Origin of the sequence: Micromonospora sp. C28ISP2-4, assembly GCF_030519385.1 — a bacterium.
GTDB lineage: Bacteria > Actinomycetota > Actinomycetes > Mycobacteriales > Micromonosporaceae > Micromonospora > Micromonospora tulbaghiae.
Window position 1 is genome coordinate 459432 of sequence record NZ_JAUMKG010000002.1, and the last position, 12987, is coordinate 472418.

Annotated in this window: 19 protein-coding genes; 14 read left to right on the forward strand and 5 right to left on the reverse strand. The window is 69.2% G+C overall.

The genetic code is table 11. From position 1 onward, the window contains the following. Positions 1-22 precede the first annotated feature (22 nt). Positions 23-487: a hypothetical protein gene (locus Q3W68_RS10875; RefSeq protein WP_302905318.1), complete on the forward strand. Its 465-nt coding sequence runs from the start codon at positions 23-25 to the stop codon at positions 485-487. A 169-nt stretch (positions 488-656) separates the two neighbouring features. Here Q3W68_RS10875 and Q3W68_RS10880 read toward each other — a convergent pair whose 3' ends face one another. Together Q3W68_RS10880 and Q3W68_RS10885 are read right to left on the reverse strand one after the other, a co-directional pair. Next, complete coding sequence (locus Q3W68_RS10880) at positions 657-1190, reverse strand: kinase (protein WP_302905319.1); 534 nt, start codon at positions 1188-1190, stop codon at positions 657-659. Then, positions 1190-2071, reverse strand: a complete 882-nt coding sequence (locus tag Q3W68_RS10885) for an AAA family ATPase (protein ID WP_302905320.1) — start codon at positions 2069-2071, stop codon at positions 1190-1192. Before Q3W68_RS10885 ends, Q3W68_RS10880 begins: the two co-directional genes overlap by 1 nt. Positions 2072-2240: 169 nt before the next feature. On the opposite strand from Q3W68_RS10885, the gene Q3W68_RS10890 reads away from it, so the two are divergent. The 13 genes from Q3W68_RS10890 (at position 2241) to Q3W68_RS10950 (ending at position 10498) form a co-directional block, all read left to right on the forward strand. Then, a complete protein-coding gene (locus Q3W68_RS10890) occupies positions 2241-2558 on the forward strand; it encodes a hypothetical protein (protein ID WP_041799353.1) in 318 nt (105 codons plus the stop codon). Between the two features lie 294 nt (positions 2559-2852). Continuing rightward, a complete protein-coding gene (locus tag Q3W68_RS10895) occupies positions 2853-3746 on the forward strand; it encodes a hypothetical protein (RefSeq protein WP_302905321.1) in 894 nt (297 codons plus the stop codon). Positions 3747-3831: 85 nt separating this feature from the next. Next, entirely contained in the window at positions 3832-4704 is an 873-nt protein-coding gene (locus tag Q3W68_RS10900; protein ID WP_030501468.1) for an FtsK/SpoIIIE domain-containing protein, read from the forward strand. After that, positions 4701-4913 carry a hypothetical protein gene (locus Q3W68_RS10905; protein ID WP_302905322.1) on the forward strand — a complete coding sequence of 71 codons (213 nt, stop codon included), beginning with the start codon at positions 4701-4703 and terminating at the stop codon, positions 4911-4913. The genes Q3W68_RS10900 and Q3W68_RS10905 overlap by 4 nt, the downstream gene beginning before the upstream one ends. An 84-nt stretch (positions 4914-4997) precedes the next feature. Continuing rightward, on the forward strand, positions 4998-5435 hold the full coding sequence (locus Q3W68_RS10910; RefSeq protein ID WP_030501470.1) for a hypothetical protein: 438 nt from the start codon (positions 4998-5000) through the stop codon (positions 5433-5435). Further along, positions 5435-5734: a hypothetical protein gene (locus Q3W68_RS10915; RefSeq protein ID WP_030501471.1), complete on the forward strand. Its 300-nt coding sequence runs from the start codon at positions 5435-5437 to the stop codon at positions 5732-5734. The genes Q3W68_RS10910 and Q3W68_RS10915 overlap by 1 nt, the downstream gene beginning before the upstream one ends. Next, a complete protein-coding gene (locus tag Q3W68_RS10920; protein WP_047892669.1) occupies positions 5731-6081 on the forward strand; it encodes an RRQRL motif-containing zinc-binding protein in 351 nt (116 codons plus the stop codon). The genes Q3W68_RS10915 and Q3W68_RS10920 overlap by 4 nt, the downstream gene beginning before the upstream one ends. Continuing rightward, a complete protein-coding gene (locus Q3W68_RS10925; protein ID WP_030501472.1) occupies positions 6078-6374 on the forward strand; it encodes a hypothetical protein in 297 nt (98 codons plus the stop codon). Before Q3W68_RS10920 ends, Q3W68_RS10925 begins: the two co-directional genes overlap by 4 nt. Next, positions 6361-7098 (forward strand): hypothetical protein, encoded by a 738-nt coding sequence (locus Q3W68_RS10930; protein ID WP_030501473.1) that lies wholly within the window; start codon positions 6361-6363, stop codon positions 7096-7098. The genes Q3W68_RS10925 and Q3W68_RS10930 overlap by 14 nt, the downstream gene beginning before the upstream one ends. Beyond that, a complete protein-coding gene (locus Q3W68_RS10935; protein WP_047892668.1) occupies positions 7095-7394 on the forward strand; it encodes a hypothetical protein in 300 nt (99 codons plus the stop codon). Before Q3W68_RS10930 ends, Q3W68_RS10935 begins: the two co-directional genes overlap by 4 nt. Beyond that, positions 7394-9178: a replication initiator gene (locus tag Q3W68_RS10940; protein ID WP_302905323.1), complete on the forward strand. Its 1785-nt coding sequence runs from the start codon at positions 7394-7396 to the stop codon at positions 9176-9178. Before Q3W68_RS10935 ends, Q3W68_RS10940 begins: the two co-directional genes overlap by 1 nt. A gap of 23 nt (positions 9179-9201) precedes the next feature. Further along, complete coding sequence (locus tag Q3W68_RS10945; protein ID WP_013288478.1) at positions 9202-9390, forward strand: AlpA family transcriptional regulator; 189 nt, start codon at positions 9202-9204, stop codon at positions 9388-9390. 1 nt (position 9391) lies between these two features. Beyond that, positions 9392-10498 carry a site-specific integrase gene (locus tag Q3W68_RS10950; RefSeq protein WP_302905324.1) on the forward strand — a complete coding sequence of 369 codons (1107 nt, stop codon included), beginning with the start codon at positions 9392-9394 and terminating at the stop codon, positions 10496-10498. 20 nt (positions 10499-10518) lie between these two features. Here the strand turns inward: Q3W68_RS10950 and ychF are convergent, their stop codons facing one another. Genes ychF through Q3W68_RS10965 form a run of 3 tightly spaced genes read right to left on the reverse strand, consistent with a single transcriptional unit; the run spans position 10519 to position 12946 of the window. Beyond that, positions 10519-11604, reverse strand: a complete 1086-nt coding sequence (gene ychF / locus Q3W68_RS10955) for a redox-regulated ATPase YchF (RefSeq protein WP_302905325.1) — start codon at positions 11602-11604, stop codon at positions 10519-10521. Positions 11605-11662: 58 nt separating this feature from the next. After that, a complete protein-coding gene (locus Q3W68_RS10960) occupies positions 11663-12409 on the reverse strand; it encodes a peptidase E (protein WP_302905326.1) in 747 nt (248 codons plus the stop codon). Between the two features lie 30 nt (positions 12410-12439). Beyond that, positions 12440-12946, reverse strand: a complete 507-nt coding sequence (locus tag Q3W68_RS10965) for a MarR family winged helix-turn-helix transcriptional regulator (RefSeq protein WP_302905327.1) — start codon at positions 12944-12946, stop codon at positions 12440-12442. Positions 12947-12987 lie beyond the last annotated feature (41 nt).

Here is a 12987-nt window from a genome sequence, read left to right on the forward strand (position 1 = left end):
CCGAGGAAACGGGAAAGACCGCGTGGAGAAAGCCCTGCACGTCAATGGCCTGGTGCTGCCCGTCTTGCTGATCGAACTGCTCAACGGTGGCCGCTGGCGGCACCCAGGTGACGACGTCCTGCGTGAACTCATGCCCTGGTTCGAATCTCCGCTGGACTTTCTCACCAGCATTGAAGGGATGCGCCGCGAGAGCAGATCGCTCACCCTGCTTGCCGACGACCCGCCCTCCTCGCACCTGTTCCGGCAAACACGGGGAAGCATCGCCACCGCCAGCGTCGAGCTGCCCTGGCTCGACGTGGAGCAGGCAGTCCTCATCGCGGTCAACCGCATCCCTGGTGATGACGTCGCGATGGCCCTCGACTATCGCACCGACCCCGCCGACCCCCAGGTCGTCGCCAGCGACTTTTGGACTGACCCGAAGCAATGCTCCTGGCAGGCCGTCGCCCCGACCTTCTCGCAACTCGTAGAGGTCCTCCGGCTCCTCTAACACGACACGCGGAGCCGCCGGCCAGACAGACTACCGCCGCGCCATACCATCGAAGCCAACACCGGATCACCAGTATTCGATCATGACCTGGTGTCAAGCGTCCTCCGACGCCGTTCCGTCAACCATCATGCGAGACCAGGCATCGCCGGCAGCCCGGCCGCCCATGCCTCTACGGCGCCGCAGCCCGCACCGCCTGGTCAACGAGCAGTGCCGCTTGGTCCGCCGTTGTCTGCGAGGTGTCGATGGTGATGTCCGCAGTCGACGCAGGCGCGGTCTCGTCCCATGCTCTGAGCCGCTGCCAGGTGTCGCCCGTTCCTCGTCGAACTATTCGCTGTTCGGCCACGTCTCGGGGGCAGGTGAGAGCCACAACGGCCCAGGACACATCGGGGAAGGCTTGCTGTACAGCGTTGATTGCCTCGACCTGGCCGAGATGCACGACGGGAATGGCGTCGTCGAGCTGCTGACGGAGGCCGGGGCTGTCGACTACATACACCGAGCCATACCGCTCGTTCTCCCAGACCACATCACCTGATGCCCGCAGCGCGGTTAGTTCGGCTTCGGTGGTCATGCGGTAGCCATCGGTGCGCCCAGGTCCAACCTTCAGGCGTTGGAACTGTTGGTAGCGGCCGTCGAGCTGGTGCAGGGCCGCCGTGATGGTGTCTTTCCCTGATGCTGGCGGACCGTAGAGGATCACGCCGTGCATCAGTCGAGCTCCAACCCCATCAAGGACTTCACCAAGGTTTCCGCCTGTTCCTGCAAGGGCTTCGCAGACACACAGTTGTTGATGACCGTGTGATCGACTGGCGGCCGGAAGCCTGTGTCGATACGGCTGAGGTAGCCCGCCCAGTCAGCGAGCTTTGCCGCATCGCGTGCAGCTCCCCGCCTCCGCAGGTAGAGGTTCATCGTGTCCTCGTCGCAGTACACCCAAACCACACTCAGTGAGGCGTCCATGCTGGCGAATCGTGCGCGCGTCCGGTCCAGCCACTGCGGGTTCTGAAACTCTGCAATGAAGGGCGCAGTCACGATGACGCTGTTGCCGCACTGCACGTTCTCTTCCGCCGCAGCGCTCAGGGCTTCGTACTCGCGGGGCCGGACAAGCTTTAGGTAAGTCTCCGACTCCCGGTCATGCGGTGACTGGCCCAGAATCTCCAACGCGGCTTCAACGATTGGCCGGGTCAGCGTGTCCTTGTCGAGCATGGGCCAGCCGGTGGCACGAGCAAGCATGCGGCCCAACTCGGTCTTGCCGCTGCCAGCGTATCCACCGATGAGCACCACTCGCGGTTTCGGCAGGCGTACGGGCCCTCGTCGTTCCTGGTTCGGTACGCGCACAACCCGCTTGGACCGGGACTTGCTCTCGATGACGCCCTCTGCCTCCAGCAACTTCATGGCTGAGGTGACGGTGAAGGCGCTCGTGTTCCACTCGGCCGCCAGCTCGCGGCTAGATGGCAGGACATCGCCATCTCGTCTGATGCCAGCGGCGATCTCGTTCCGGATGTGCCGGGCAATCTGCTGATGTACGGACTCGCCCCGGACCTGCCGAGGGCGTAACGAAGCCGGGTCCGGCTTCTCGGTAGAAGCGTCCACTACCAGAGCCTACCAGTCACCTAACATCTGGCTTCCCCTGTAACCGCAGGTCAAGTCGCCGTTTCAGATAGTGATGACCTAACAGTTGCTTTGCCTCCCAACCAACTGTTAGCTTCGATGCATCGAGCAGTCGTCCACAGGGGATGCGCTCAACTACGGGAGGTCTGTTGTGAAGCTGTACGTGGACACCACGAGCAAGCAGGTGACGGCGTCGAAGGACCCGGAGCCGAAGAACGACCAGAACGGCAACCAGAAGTCCGAGAAGAACACGGGCCGGCCCATGTGGTCCACCCAGGTCTTCGTGCTCGACGAGACGGGCGGGGAGGTCATCACCATCACCACGGCGGGTGAGAAGCCGAACGTGAAGGTGGGGGACTTCCTCGCGGTCGAGCAGTTGGAGGCCATTCCGTGGGCGACCAACGGGCGTAACGGCGTCGCGTTCCGGGCGGTGTCGCTGAAGCCGAAGACTGGTTCTCCGGCCAAGTAGGTCTCTTCGCACGTCGTGCTGTGTGAGCCACAGGTGTCCGTGGCTTGCGAAGCGGCCTGATGGTCCGCTGATCCAACCCCATGCGGTTCCGGGAGTGTTCCTGACTCCTACGTTCCCGGTCCGGTCGTCACGACAGGTGGCGGCAAGAAGGAAATTGGCCCGGGGTCGGTACTGACTCCTACATCTGCCGACCCCGGTGCCGTCAACTCATCCGATCCCAACTGGCACTTGGGAGGACTCGTCGTGTCCAAGTCTAGCCCTCGCCGTTCCTTCGGCGGGAAGTCAACCGGAACGGTGACGGTCATTGAGGCCAGGGTTCACCGTTCCTCGGCCCGTAACGCCCGGCTGGCGTTCGTTCTGTCGGCGGTCATCGTCGGTCTTCTGTCGGCTGTGGTGGCCGCGTCGTACATGCACCCGATCCTGGCTCTGTTCCTCGGCGCGCTCGTCGGCGTGCCGGTCGGTGGGATCGCGTGGGTGCTGGTCCGGATCTGGCCGGTGCTGCGGCTGCTGTGGTGGTGGGCGATCGAGATCGTGCTCGCGGTCGGTCTGCTCACCTTCTGGGTGCAGCTCGCCGACCACACCCCGGCCGTGGTGACGCTGCTCGTGGTCGCCCTGGTCGTCGGTGTCCCGGCCGCCGTGCCGGTCTGCCGTCGCCAGGTGATCGCCTGGGCGTGGTGTCTCGTGGTGAGGCATCGGCTGCGGGTGTGTTTCTCGCAGTTCATCATCGCCAACCAGTCCGGTTCGCTGCCGCTGATCCTGTGGGCTCGTCCCACACCGGTCGGTGAGCGGGTCTGGGTGTACCTGCGTCCTGGCCTGTCGGCCAAGGACCTGGAAGGCCGCCTCGACAAGATCGCCGTGACCTGTCACGCCTCCACCGTGCTCATCGAGCGCGCCTCGGAGCGGACCGCCGCGTATCTGCGGTTCGACATCAAGCGCCGTGAGGTGCTGACCGCCACTGTGGGTTCGCCGCTGGTCGACGTGATCGACCCGGACGCCCCGACGGTCGAGCAGGCACCGCTGACGGTGCCGACCGCCCTGGACCTGCCGGACGTCAACGTCCCGACGATCACCCTCCCGGCGCAGGGCAAACCCGCCGGCAAGAAGCCGGCCACCACCACGACGGCCAACGGCAGCAAGCCCGCGGCTTCGTCCTCGACGCCCGAGGACGACGTTTCCGACTGGATCTGACCCCCAATTCACCTGGGACGCGAGGAGCCCTGCGGGCTCGTTCGTGTGGTTCCTCGCGTCCACCAAACGCCCAAGGAGGGCACCGATGACCGCGATTCCCGCCCCCGCTGCTGCGGTGCCGGTGGGTCCTGGCCTGTCGATGTTCGACCCGATCTTCATCGGGATCGACGAGTTCGGCCAGCCCGTCTACATCACCCTCGCCTACCGCAACCTTCTCGCCGGTGGTGAGCCCGGCGGCGGAAAGTCCGGGCTGCTCAACTGCATCGCGGCCCACGCCGCCCTCAGCGTCGATTCCCGGCTCGTGCTGCTCGACGGCAAGCTCGTCGAGCTGGGCCAGTGGGAAGACTCCGCTGATGCGTTCATCGGCCCGGACATCACCGAGGCCCTGACCGTCCTCAAGCGGCTGCAACTGGTGATGAACAACCGCTACGCCTGGCTGCGCGCCCACGGGCGCCGCAAGGTGACCGCCGACGACGGCCTGTCGGTCATCACCGTCCTGGTCGACGAGATCGCCTTCTACTCCGCCACCGTCGGCAGCAAGCAGGAGCAGGAGGAGTTCGTCGCTCTCCTGCGTGACCTGGTCGCCCGGGGCCGGGCCGCCGGTATCCCGGTCGTGGCCGCGACTCAGCGGCCGTCGTTCGACATCATCCCCACCAGCCTGCGGGACCTGTTCGGCTACCGCGCCGCGTTCCGCTGCACCACCCCCAACAGCTCGAACATCGTCCTCGGCCACGGCTGGGCCGAGCAGGGCTACACGGCCACCGACATCGCCCCCACCAACCAGGGCGCGGCCTACCTGATCGCCGAAGGCGGCGTTCCTCGCCGCATCAAGGTCGCCTACCTGACCGATGCCCAGATCGCGGGCATCGCGGACTACGCCGCCTGGATCCGCCGGCCACGCCGGTTACCGGAGCAGGTTCCGGACCTCACCCGCGTCGACTTCGGGGTGGCGGCATGACCACCCGGGAACGCACCTACGCCCGCGCCAACAGCCAGCGGGCCGCGCAGTACACGGAACTGTGGATCGTCGGCCGTCCCGAGGACATCGCCGCCATGGTCCAGGTCGCCTCGGCCAGCGGCCGACTCGTCTACCTGTCCGCCCCGCGATCGATGGGCGGCGACGACACCCGCCAGCGCCGCTACTTGCGGCTGCGCACCACCCGATAAGCGGCCGACAGGACCAGGACATCGCCTGGCAGCAGTGCTGGTCCTGCCGACCTCCACCAACAGCCCCGAAAGGACGTGGCTGCCATGAAGGCTACCCAAAACCCTGCCACCGGAGTCCGGGTCACACCCGCTGACCTGCTCCGGTGCGCTGCCCTCTACCTGCGCCGGCACGGCTGGCACCAGGGCACCTACTACGCCCCCACCACCGACACCCTCACCCCGCCGGCCTGCGCCGCCGGGGCTATCGGCATCGCCACCGCCGGACACCGCGTCGAGCACTTCGCCCAGCTCGACCCGAGCGCGCTCGCCGACTACCTCGCGGCCATGGCCGCGTTCGTCGACTACCTCGACGACCACGCCCCGGTCTTCCACATCGACGAGGACGGCTACCTGCTCGACGAGCACACCTCTCCCTACTCCTGGAACGACGACCCCGCCCGCACCGCCGAGCAGGTCATCACCGCCCTCGACGCGGCTGCCGATGAGTGGGACCGCCTCCACAACCAGGGAGGCGAGAACTGATGTTCACCGTCAAGGCGTCCTTGACGCGCGCCCCCTCTCGCCGCAAGCGGCGTGAAGTCGTCGAGAACGACGCGTTCGCCGCGTTCGCTCGCCGCATCATCCGCGCCCACGGCCGCCGCGTCGCCGCCGGTGACGTGGAAGCCCTCCGCGACCTCGTCGCACTGTCGGCCAACCTCGACGACGCCATCGGCGAAGCCGTCGTCGGCCTGCGCGCCTTCGGCTACTCCTGGGCCGAAATCGGCCAGCGCCTCGGCATCTCCAAGCAGGCCGCCCAGCAGCGCTGGGGAGGTCAGTCATGACCGTCTATACCTACGACCCGGCCAACCCCGCCGACGAATTCCCCACCTACCCCTACCGGCTCGCCCCCGACGGCCTGGCCACCCGCCGCCAGCTCCGCGCCGCCGGACTCCGCCCGGGCGGGCATCACGCGGTCGCGCAAATCCTGTGGCGTCGCGGTAAGCGCGTCGCCTACCTCTACCGCCTCGACCTCGCCGCGCCCAAACGGGTCGCGACTCCGGCCCAGCGGGCCGCTATCGCCAAAGCCCTGCGGGCTCGCCGCACCTGCCGCCACTGCGGCCAGACCAAGCCCTACTACATCCCCCGCCGCTACGGCTGCTGCCTCGACTGCCACGGAGGCGACCGATGACCTTCAACCTTTCCGACCCGTGCCTGTGGTGCATCGAGGGCAACTCGCCCGCTGGCGTCCACGACGTCCTCGGGCCGGTCTACACGCCCTGCCCCGTCTGCCTCGGCCGCTGCGCCCTCTGCGAAGGCGACGGCCTCTTCCCCGCCGACTTCACCTGCCTGCCCTGCTTCCGCAACCAGCTCGCCGCCCAGGGCCTGGCCCCGATCATGTGCGCCCACTGCTCCGGTGTGGTCGACCTCATCCCCCTCGACAGCATCCCGGCACCGGAGGTGACCCCCCATGCCCACCACTAACCCGCCCGCTGCCTGGCCCGCCCGCCTGGAAGGCGGCGTCCTGGTCCTCATCGTCATCTTCGTCGGCCTCGCCGCTGGGGCGGCTTCCTTCACCCACGTCCACGACTGGACCATGGCCAACAGCCCGGAAGGCACTTCCGGCTGGTTCGGCTGGGCCAACGCCGTCATCTCCGAACTCGTCCCGGTCGCCTGCCTGCTCGTCATCCGCCGTCGTAAGCGCCACGGCGGCCCGATCGGCTACCCGCTGGTCCTCCTGATCGCCTTCGCCGGCTTCTCCCTCGCCGCACAGCTCGGCGTCGCCGTCGGCCAAGTTGGCCCCTCCGGCTGGCTCCTGTCCGCCGTCCCCGCTCTGGCTTTCATGGCCCTGGTCAAACTCGTCCTCGCCCCGGTCAAAACCACCACCGACCACACCGACACCACCGAGGCTGCTGACCAGCTCGTGGACGAGCCGCCGACCATCGGCACCCCGCCGGCCGCCCCGGCCGTCGTCGAGGCACCCGTCAACCCGGTGCCGATCACCCGACCCGAGGTGCCCGCGCACCTCATCCCCACCGCCCGCTTCGTCATCGGCCGCCACGAACAGAGCACCGGCCGTCCCATCACCATCGACGAACTGGCCGACCTGCTGTCGGTCACCCCGGACATCGCCCGGGAACTGCTGCACACCCTCGGCGGCCACACCACGCCCGTCAACGGCACCCCCGTGGCCGGTGGTGCCCGATGACCATTCACGTCGTCGACATCGAGCAGGTCACCCACACCTGCCCGGCCTACCCGGACGAGCCGCACCCCTACGACACCCGACGCACGGTCATCCACGTCATCCCCGGCGGCCCCTGCCGGACCCCGGTCACCATCCGCTGCGGCCAGGTGACCACCACCATTGCGTGCCACCGGCACGAACCGGCCGACCGCCAGTGCGGCGCCTGCCGGACCATCGTCACCACCCGACGCATCACCGAGGTCTTCATGGGCCACCACGGCCCCGACCACACCCGGCCCCACGAGGTGGCCGCCTGATGGCGTCGACGCTGGACCTCACACCCCGGACCCTCGTGGCCCGGGGTGTGGGCTCGAACGCCGACACCACCACCCCCGTCTACGCCTACACCGCCGCCGGGTCCGCCTTCCAACGCGCCACCCGACCCGACTACTTCGGCTGGCTCGACCACGTCCGCGCCGCCGCCGGCTGCACCCGACCCATCCGCCTCGCCGGCAGCCTCTACACCGTCGACGCCTCGACCGGCCGTGTCCTGGACTCCCGGCACACCGACGCGATGCCCGACGCCGCGATCTACAAGGCGTGCGGCAACCGCCGCGCCACGGTCTGCCCCGCCTGCGCGCAGACCTACCAGCGGGATGCCTTCCAACTCCTGCGCGCGGGCCTGGTCGGCGGCAAAGGCGTACCCGAGTCGGTGGTGCAGCATCCGGCGGTGTTCGCCACCTTCACCGCGCCGTCGTTCGGCACCGTCCACGCCCGGAAGGTGAAGCGGCACACCTGCCGCAACCGCCGCCGCTGCGACTGCCGCGCCGAACCCTGCCACGCCCGCCGCGACACCGGCCTGTGCCCCCACGGCCGACCCGCCGTCTGCTGGGCCCGCCACGAAACCGGTGACGCGGTGCTCGGGCAGCCGTTGTGTCTGTACTGCTACGACCATGACCATCAGGTCGTCTGGAACATCTTCTCCGGCGAACTGTGGCACCGCACGAAGCAAGCCGCGGAACGATGGCTGGCGAAACTCGCCCAACGCCGCGGCATCCCCCGCGTCGAGATCCCCACCGCCTCCGGCAAGACGCGCAAAGTCGCCCCCGTGCGGCTGTCCCCTGGGAAGGTCGCCGAACTGCAAGCGCGGGGAGCGGTGCACTTCCACGCCATCGCCCGCCTCGACGGCGTCGACGCCCTGGACCCCGACAAGGTGGTGCCCCCACCGGCCGGGTTCACCGTCGACGACCTCGTCGACGCGCTGCGCCACGCCGCCCGGCAGATCGCCTTCCACACCCCGCCCCACCCCGACCGACCGGAGGGATGGCTGATCGCCTGGGGCGAGCAGGTCGACTTGGAACCGATCGTCACCGACGGCTCGGGGGAGGTCACCGATGGGATGGTCGCGGGCTACCTTGCCAAGTACGCCACCAAGAGCACCGAGGCCACCGGGCACACCTCCACCCGCCTGACCGCCGACAGCGTCGGCGACTTCGCCGACCCCGACGGCGACCACACCGCCCGCCTCATCGACGCCTGCTGGCGCATCGGCCGACCCACCAACGCCCCGGCCCCACTGTCCGGACGGCCACGGGAACGCCGTCCACGTCCCGGATTCATCGAGCGCTGGGAGTGCCCCGACTGCGGCACCCACACTCGCTACCGGGCCTGCCCCGTCTGCGTCGCCCAGCGTCAAGCTGCCCTTGACGCTGAACCGTCAAAACCGGCCAGCGGCAACCCGTACACCCGCCTACGGCGGTGGGCGCACATGCTCGGCTACGGCGGCCACTTTCTCACCAAAGCCCGCCGCTACTCGGTGACCTTCCAACTGCTGCGCGACACCCGCGTCCAGTACCGGCGCCACGAGCACCAGGACCACGAGCACCCCTCTGCCGGTGGACCACCCGTCGACCAGATCGACGAGGACACCACGCTCATCGTCGGCAGTCTCACCTTCGCCGGAGTCGGCTGGCACACCACCGGTGACGCGCTCCTCGCCAACACCGCCGCCGCCCTCGCCCGCGAGCGACACGCCATCGGCCGCGAAGAACTCGCCCACGAACTCGGCACCACCCCGGCCGGTATCGCGTCGGCCGCATAGCTGACGACAAGGAGAAGACAGCATTGGCAACCCGTGAAGCAGCGACCGAACTGTGGTCGATCGAGGAGGTGTCGGCGTTCCTGCGGGTACCCGTCGGCACGCTGTACCAGTGGCGGTACCGCCGCACCGGGCCACGGGCGTTCAAGGTCGGCCGACACCTGCGCTACGACCCGGCCGACGTGCGCTCCTGGCTCTCGGGACAGGCGGCCTGACATGGGCAGCGTGGAGAAGCGGATACGCGACGGCAAGGTTACCTACCTGGCCCGGTGGCGCGACGACGCCCACCGCCAGCGCAAGCGCTCCTTCACGCGCAAGGTCGACGCCGATCGCTTCCTCGCCCAGGTCGAAGCCGACATCGTGCGCGGCCAGTACGTCGACCCGTCCGACAAGACGACCGTGGTCGAGTACGCCCGGCGCTGGGCTGCCGGCCGCGCTCACCGTCCAACAACCGCCCGGCGTGTCTCCAGCCTGATCGAGACGCATATTGCCGCGACTCCGCTCGGCTCCCGTCGCCTGGCGGCGGTCGTGCCCTCCGAGGTGCAGGCATGGGCGGCCGACCGTGGCAAGGTGCTGTCGCCGTCGACCCTGCGCAACCTTGTCGGGCTGCTCCGCTCGGTCTACGCGGCGGCCGTGCTGGACAGGCTCGTCGGCCGCTCGCCCGTGGTCCGGGTCAGCCTGCCGTCAGCCCACCGCGAACGCGTCGTGCCGCTCACCGTCGACCAGGTTCGCGCGCTCGCCGACGCGATCCCCGCCCGCAACCGCGCCATGGTCCTCACCCAGGCCGGGTTGGGCCTGCGCCTCGGCGAGCTGCTCGCGCTGCGGGTGCAGGATGTCGACTTCGCCGCGCGCCTGGTGCGGATTGAGTGGCAGTTCGCGCCACAGTCCAAGGTGCGGACAGTCCCCAAGACACCGCGCTCGCGCCGGATCGTGCCGCTGCCCCAGGTCATCGCCGACGCGCTGCGGGCGCACATGGTGCAGTTCCCTCCGGCTGATGACGGCACGCTGTTCACGACCCGCTTCGCCGGCCCCTACCGGCATGACTACTACGGCACACTCATCTTCGGTGCGGCCGTGCGGAAGGCGGGCCTTCCGGAGAGCATCACGACTCACGACCTGCGTCACCATTACGCCTCGGTCCTGCTGATGCAGGGCGAGTCGGTCATCACCGTGGCCGAACGGCTGGGGCACGAGAACGCGACGCTGGTCCTGTCGACGTACGGTCACCTGATGCCGGACTCGGAGGAGCGTACCCGCCGGGCGGTCGATGAGGCGTGGGGTTGTGCCCCAGGTGTGCCCCAGGGCGAGACACCAACCTCCTGACCTGCGGGAACGGGCCGGATTCAGACGTTGAAGCGGAACTCCACCACGTCGCCGTCCTGCATGACGTACTCCTTGCCCTCGATCCGGACCTTGCCGGCGGCCTTGGCCGCCGCCATCGATCCGGCCTCGACCAGGTCGTTGTAGGAGACCACCTCGGCCTTGATGAAGCCGCGTTGGAAGTCGCTGTGGATCACCCCGGCGGCCTCCGGCGCGGTGGCGCCGACCGGGATGGTCCAGGCCCGCGCCTCCTTGGGCCCGGCGGTCAGGTACGTCTGGAGCCCGAGCGTCCGGAAGCCCACGCGGACGAGCTGGTTCAGGCCGGGCTCGGACTGCCCGATCGACTCCAGCAGCTCGCGGGCCTCGTCCTCGGGCAGGTCCACCAGCTCGGACTCGATCTTGGCGTCCATGAAGATCGCCTCGGCGGGCGCGACCAGGCCGCGCAGCTCGTCGAGGAACTCCTCGTTGCCCAGCTCGGCCTCGTCGACGTTGAAGACGTAGAGGAACGGCTTGGTGGTGAGCAGGTGCAGCTCACGCAGGTGTTCCAGCTCGACCTTCGCGGCGGCGGCGCCCGCGTACAGGGTCACGCCGTTGTCGAGGACCTCGACCGCCTTCTTGGCGGCCTCGACGGCGGCGGCCCGGTCCTTGCGGAGCTTGGCTTCCTTCTCCAGCCGGGGCAGCGCCTTCTCCAGCGTCTGGATGTCGGCCAGGATCAGCTCGGTGTTGATCGTCTCGATGTCGTCGGCCGGGGAGACCTTGCCGTCGACGTGGACCACGTTCGGGTCGGAGAACGCGCGCACCACCTGGCAGATCGCCGAGGCGTCCCGGATGTTGGCGAGGAACGCGTTGCCCCGGCCCTGCCCCTTGGAGGCGCCCCGGACCAGGCCGGCGATGTCGACGAACGAGACCGGCGCCGGCAGCACCTTCTGCGAGGAGAAGATCTCGGCCAGCTTGGTCAGCCGGTCGTCGGGCAGCCCGACCACGCCGACGTTCGGCTCGATGGTGGCGAACGGGTAGTTCGCGGCGAGCACGTCGTTCTTGGTCAGCGCGTTGAACAGGGTGCTCTTGCCCACGTTGGGCAGGCCGACGATGCCGATGGTGAGACTCACGACGAATCAGCTTACGCGGTTCGCCGCCGCCTCCGGGCAGGCAGGTCCGCGAAGCCGGTCACTCCGACGCGGCGGACAGCAGGCGCGGCTCGATCCGGGTCTCCCGGGCGGTGCCGTCCTCGGCGCGGACCAGTTCGTACGCGGCCACGCCGGGACGGTCGGCCACCGCCTCGGCCAGCCGGGTGCCCCGGTAGATCAGCCCCACGCCGTCGTCGGTGCAGTGGCTCGCCGGCAGCGTGCCGTCGGCGACCAGCCGGTGCATCAGCGGTCGCCGCTGCTCCTCGCTGTCGTAGTGCACGCCGTTGCCGTACGGGAGCCAGCCCAGCCCTTCGGTGAAGGGCCGCAGCGTCGGGCCGTAGCTGTCGGTGGCGCCGCCGGTGTGCCAGCAGATCGAGCCGGCGGACACCCCGCCGAGCACCACTCCCGCCTGCCAGCACTCGTGCAGGATCTCCGGCAGGCCGTGCACCCGCCAGACCGCGCAGAGGTTCGCCACGCTGCCGCCACCGACCCATACGATGTCCTGCGCGAGCAGGTGGGCGCGGATGTCCTCGACGTTGGGCATCGGGTAGAGCGCCAGGTGGGAGGCGCGGAACCGGGTGCCGGCGAAGGCGCCGTAGAAGACGGTGAACCCGGTCGGCTGGTCGCCGGTGGCCTGGCCGAGGTAGCAGATGCGGGGCGCGTCACCGGCCCCGGCCAGCTCGGCCATCAGGTCGAACAGCGCGCTGGGCCGGGCGTCCCAGGGGCCGCGGCGCCGGCTGGCGAAACCCATGCTGGTGGCGACGATCGTCGGTTCAGTGGCGGGCACTGGCGTCCTTCCAGCCGATGACAGTGACGATCATTCTGCCGGATCAGAGGCCTCGGCCGCCGCGAGCAACGTGCGCAGCAGTTCGGCCAGCCGGTCCTGGTCGGCGGGCGGCAACGCGTCGAGGATCCGCCGCTGCACCGCGAGCCCGGCCTCGGCCGACTCCTCGACCACCCGGCGACCGGTGTCGGTGAGTGTGACCCGCAGCGCCCTCCGGTCGGCCGGGTCCGGCGAGCGCCGTACCAGGCCCGCCCGTTCCAGCCGGTCGAGCCGCCCGGTCATGCCACCGGAGGTGAGCATCATCGAGGCGGCGAGCGCCTTCGGCGCCAGCGTGTACGGCGAACCGGAGCGCCGCAGCGCGGCCAGCACGTCGAACTCGCCCCGGCCGATGCCCCAGCCTGCGTACACCTTCTCCTGGCCGTCGCCGACCAGCCGGGCCAGCCGGTAGATGCGGCCGAACACGGCCATCGGCTCGGGCCGCATGCCTGGTCGTTCCCGCCGCCACTGCTCGACGATCGCGTCCACCTCGTCGCCTGTCACGGCTGCCGATTGTGCCGCACGTCCCACTTCCGCTTTTCGCT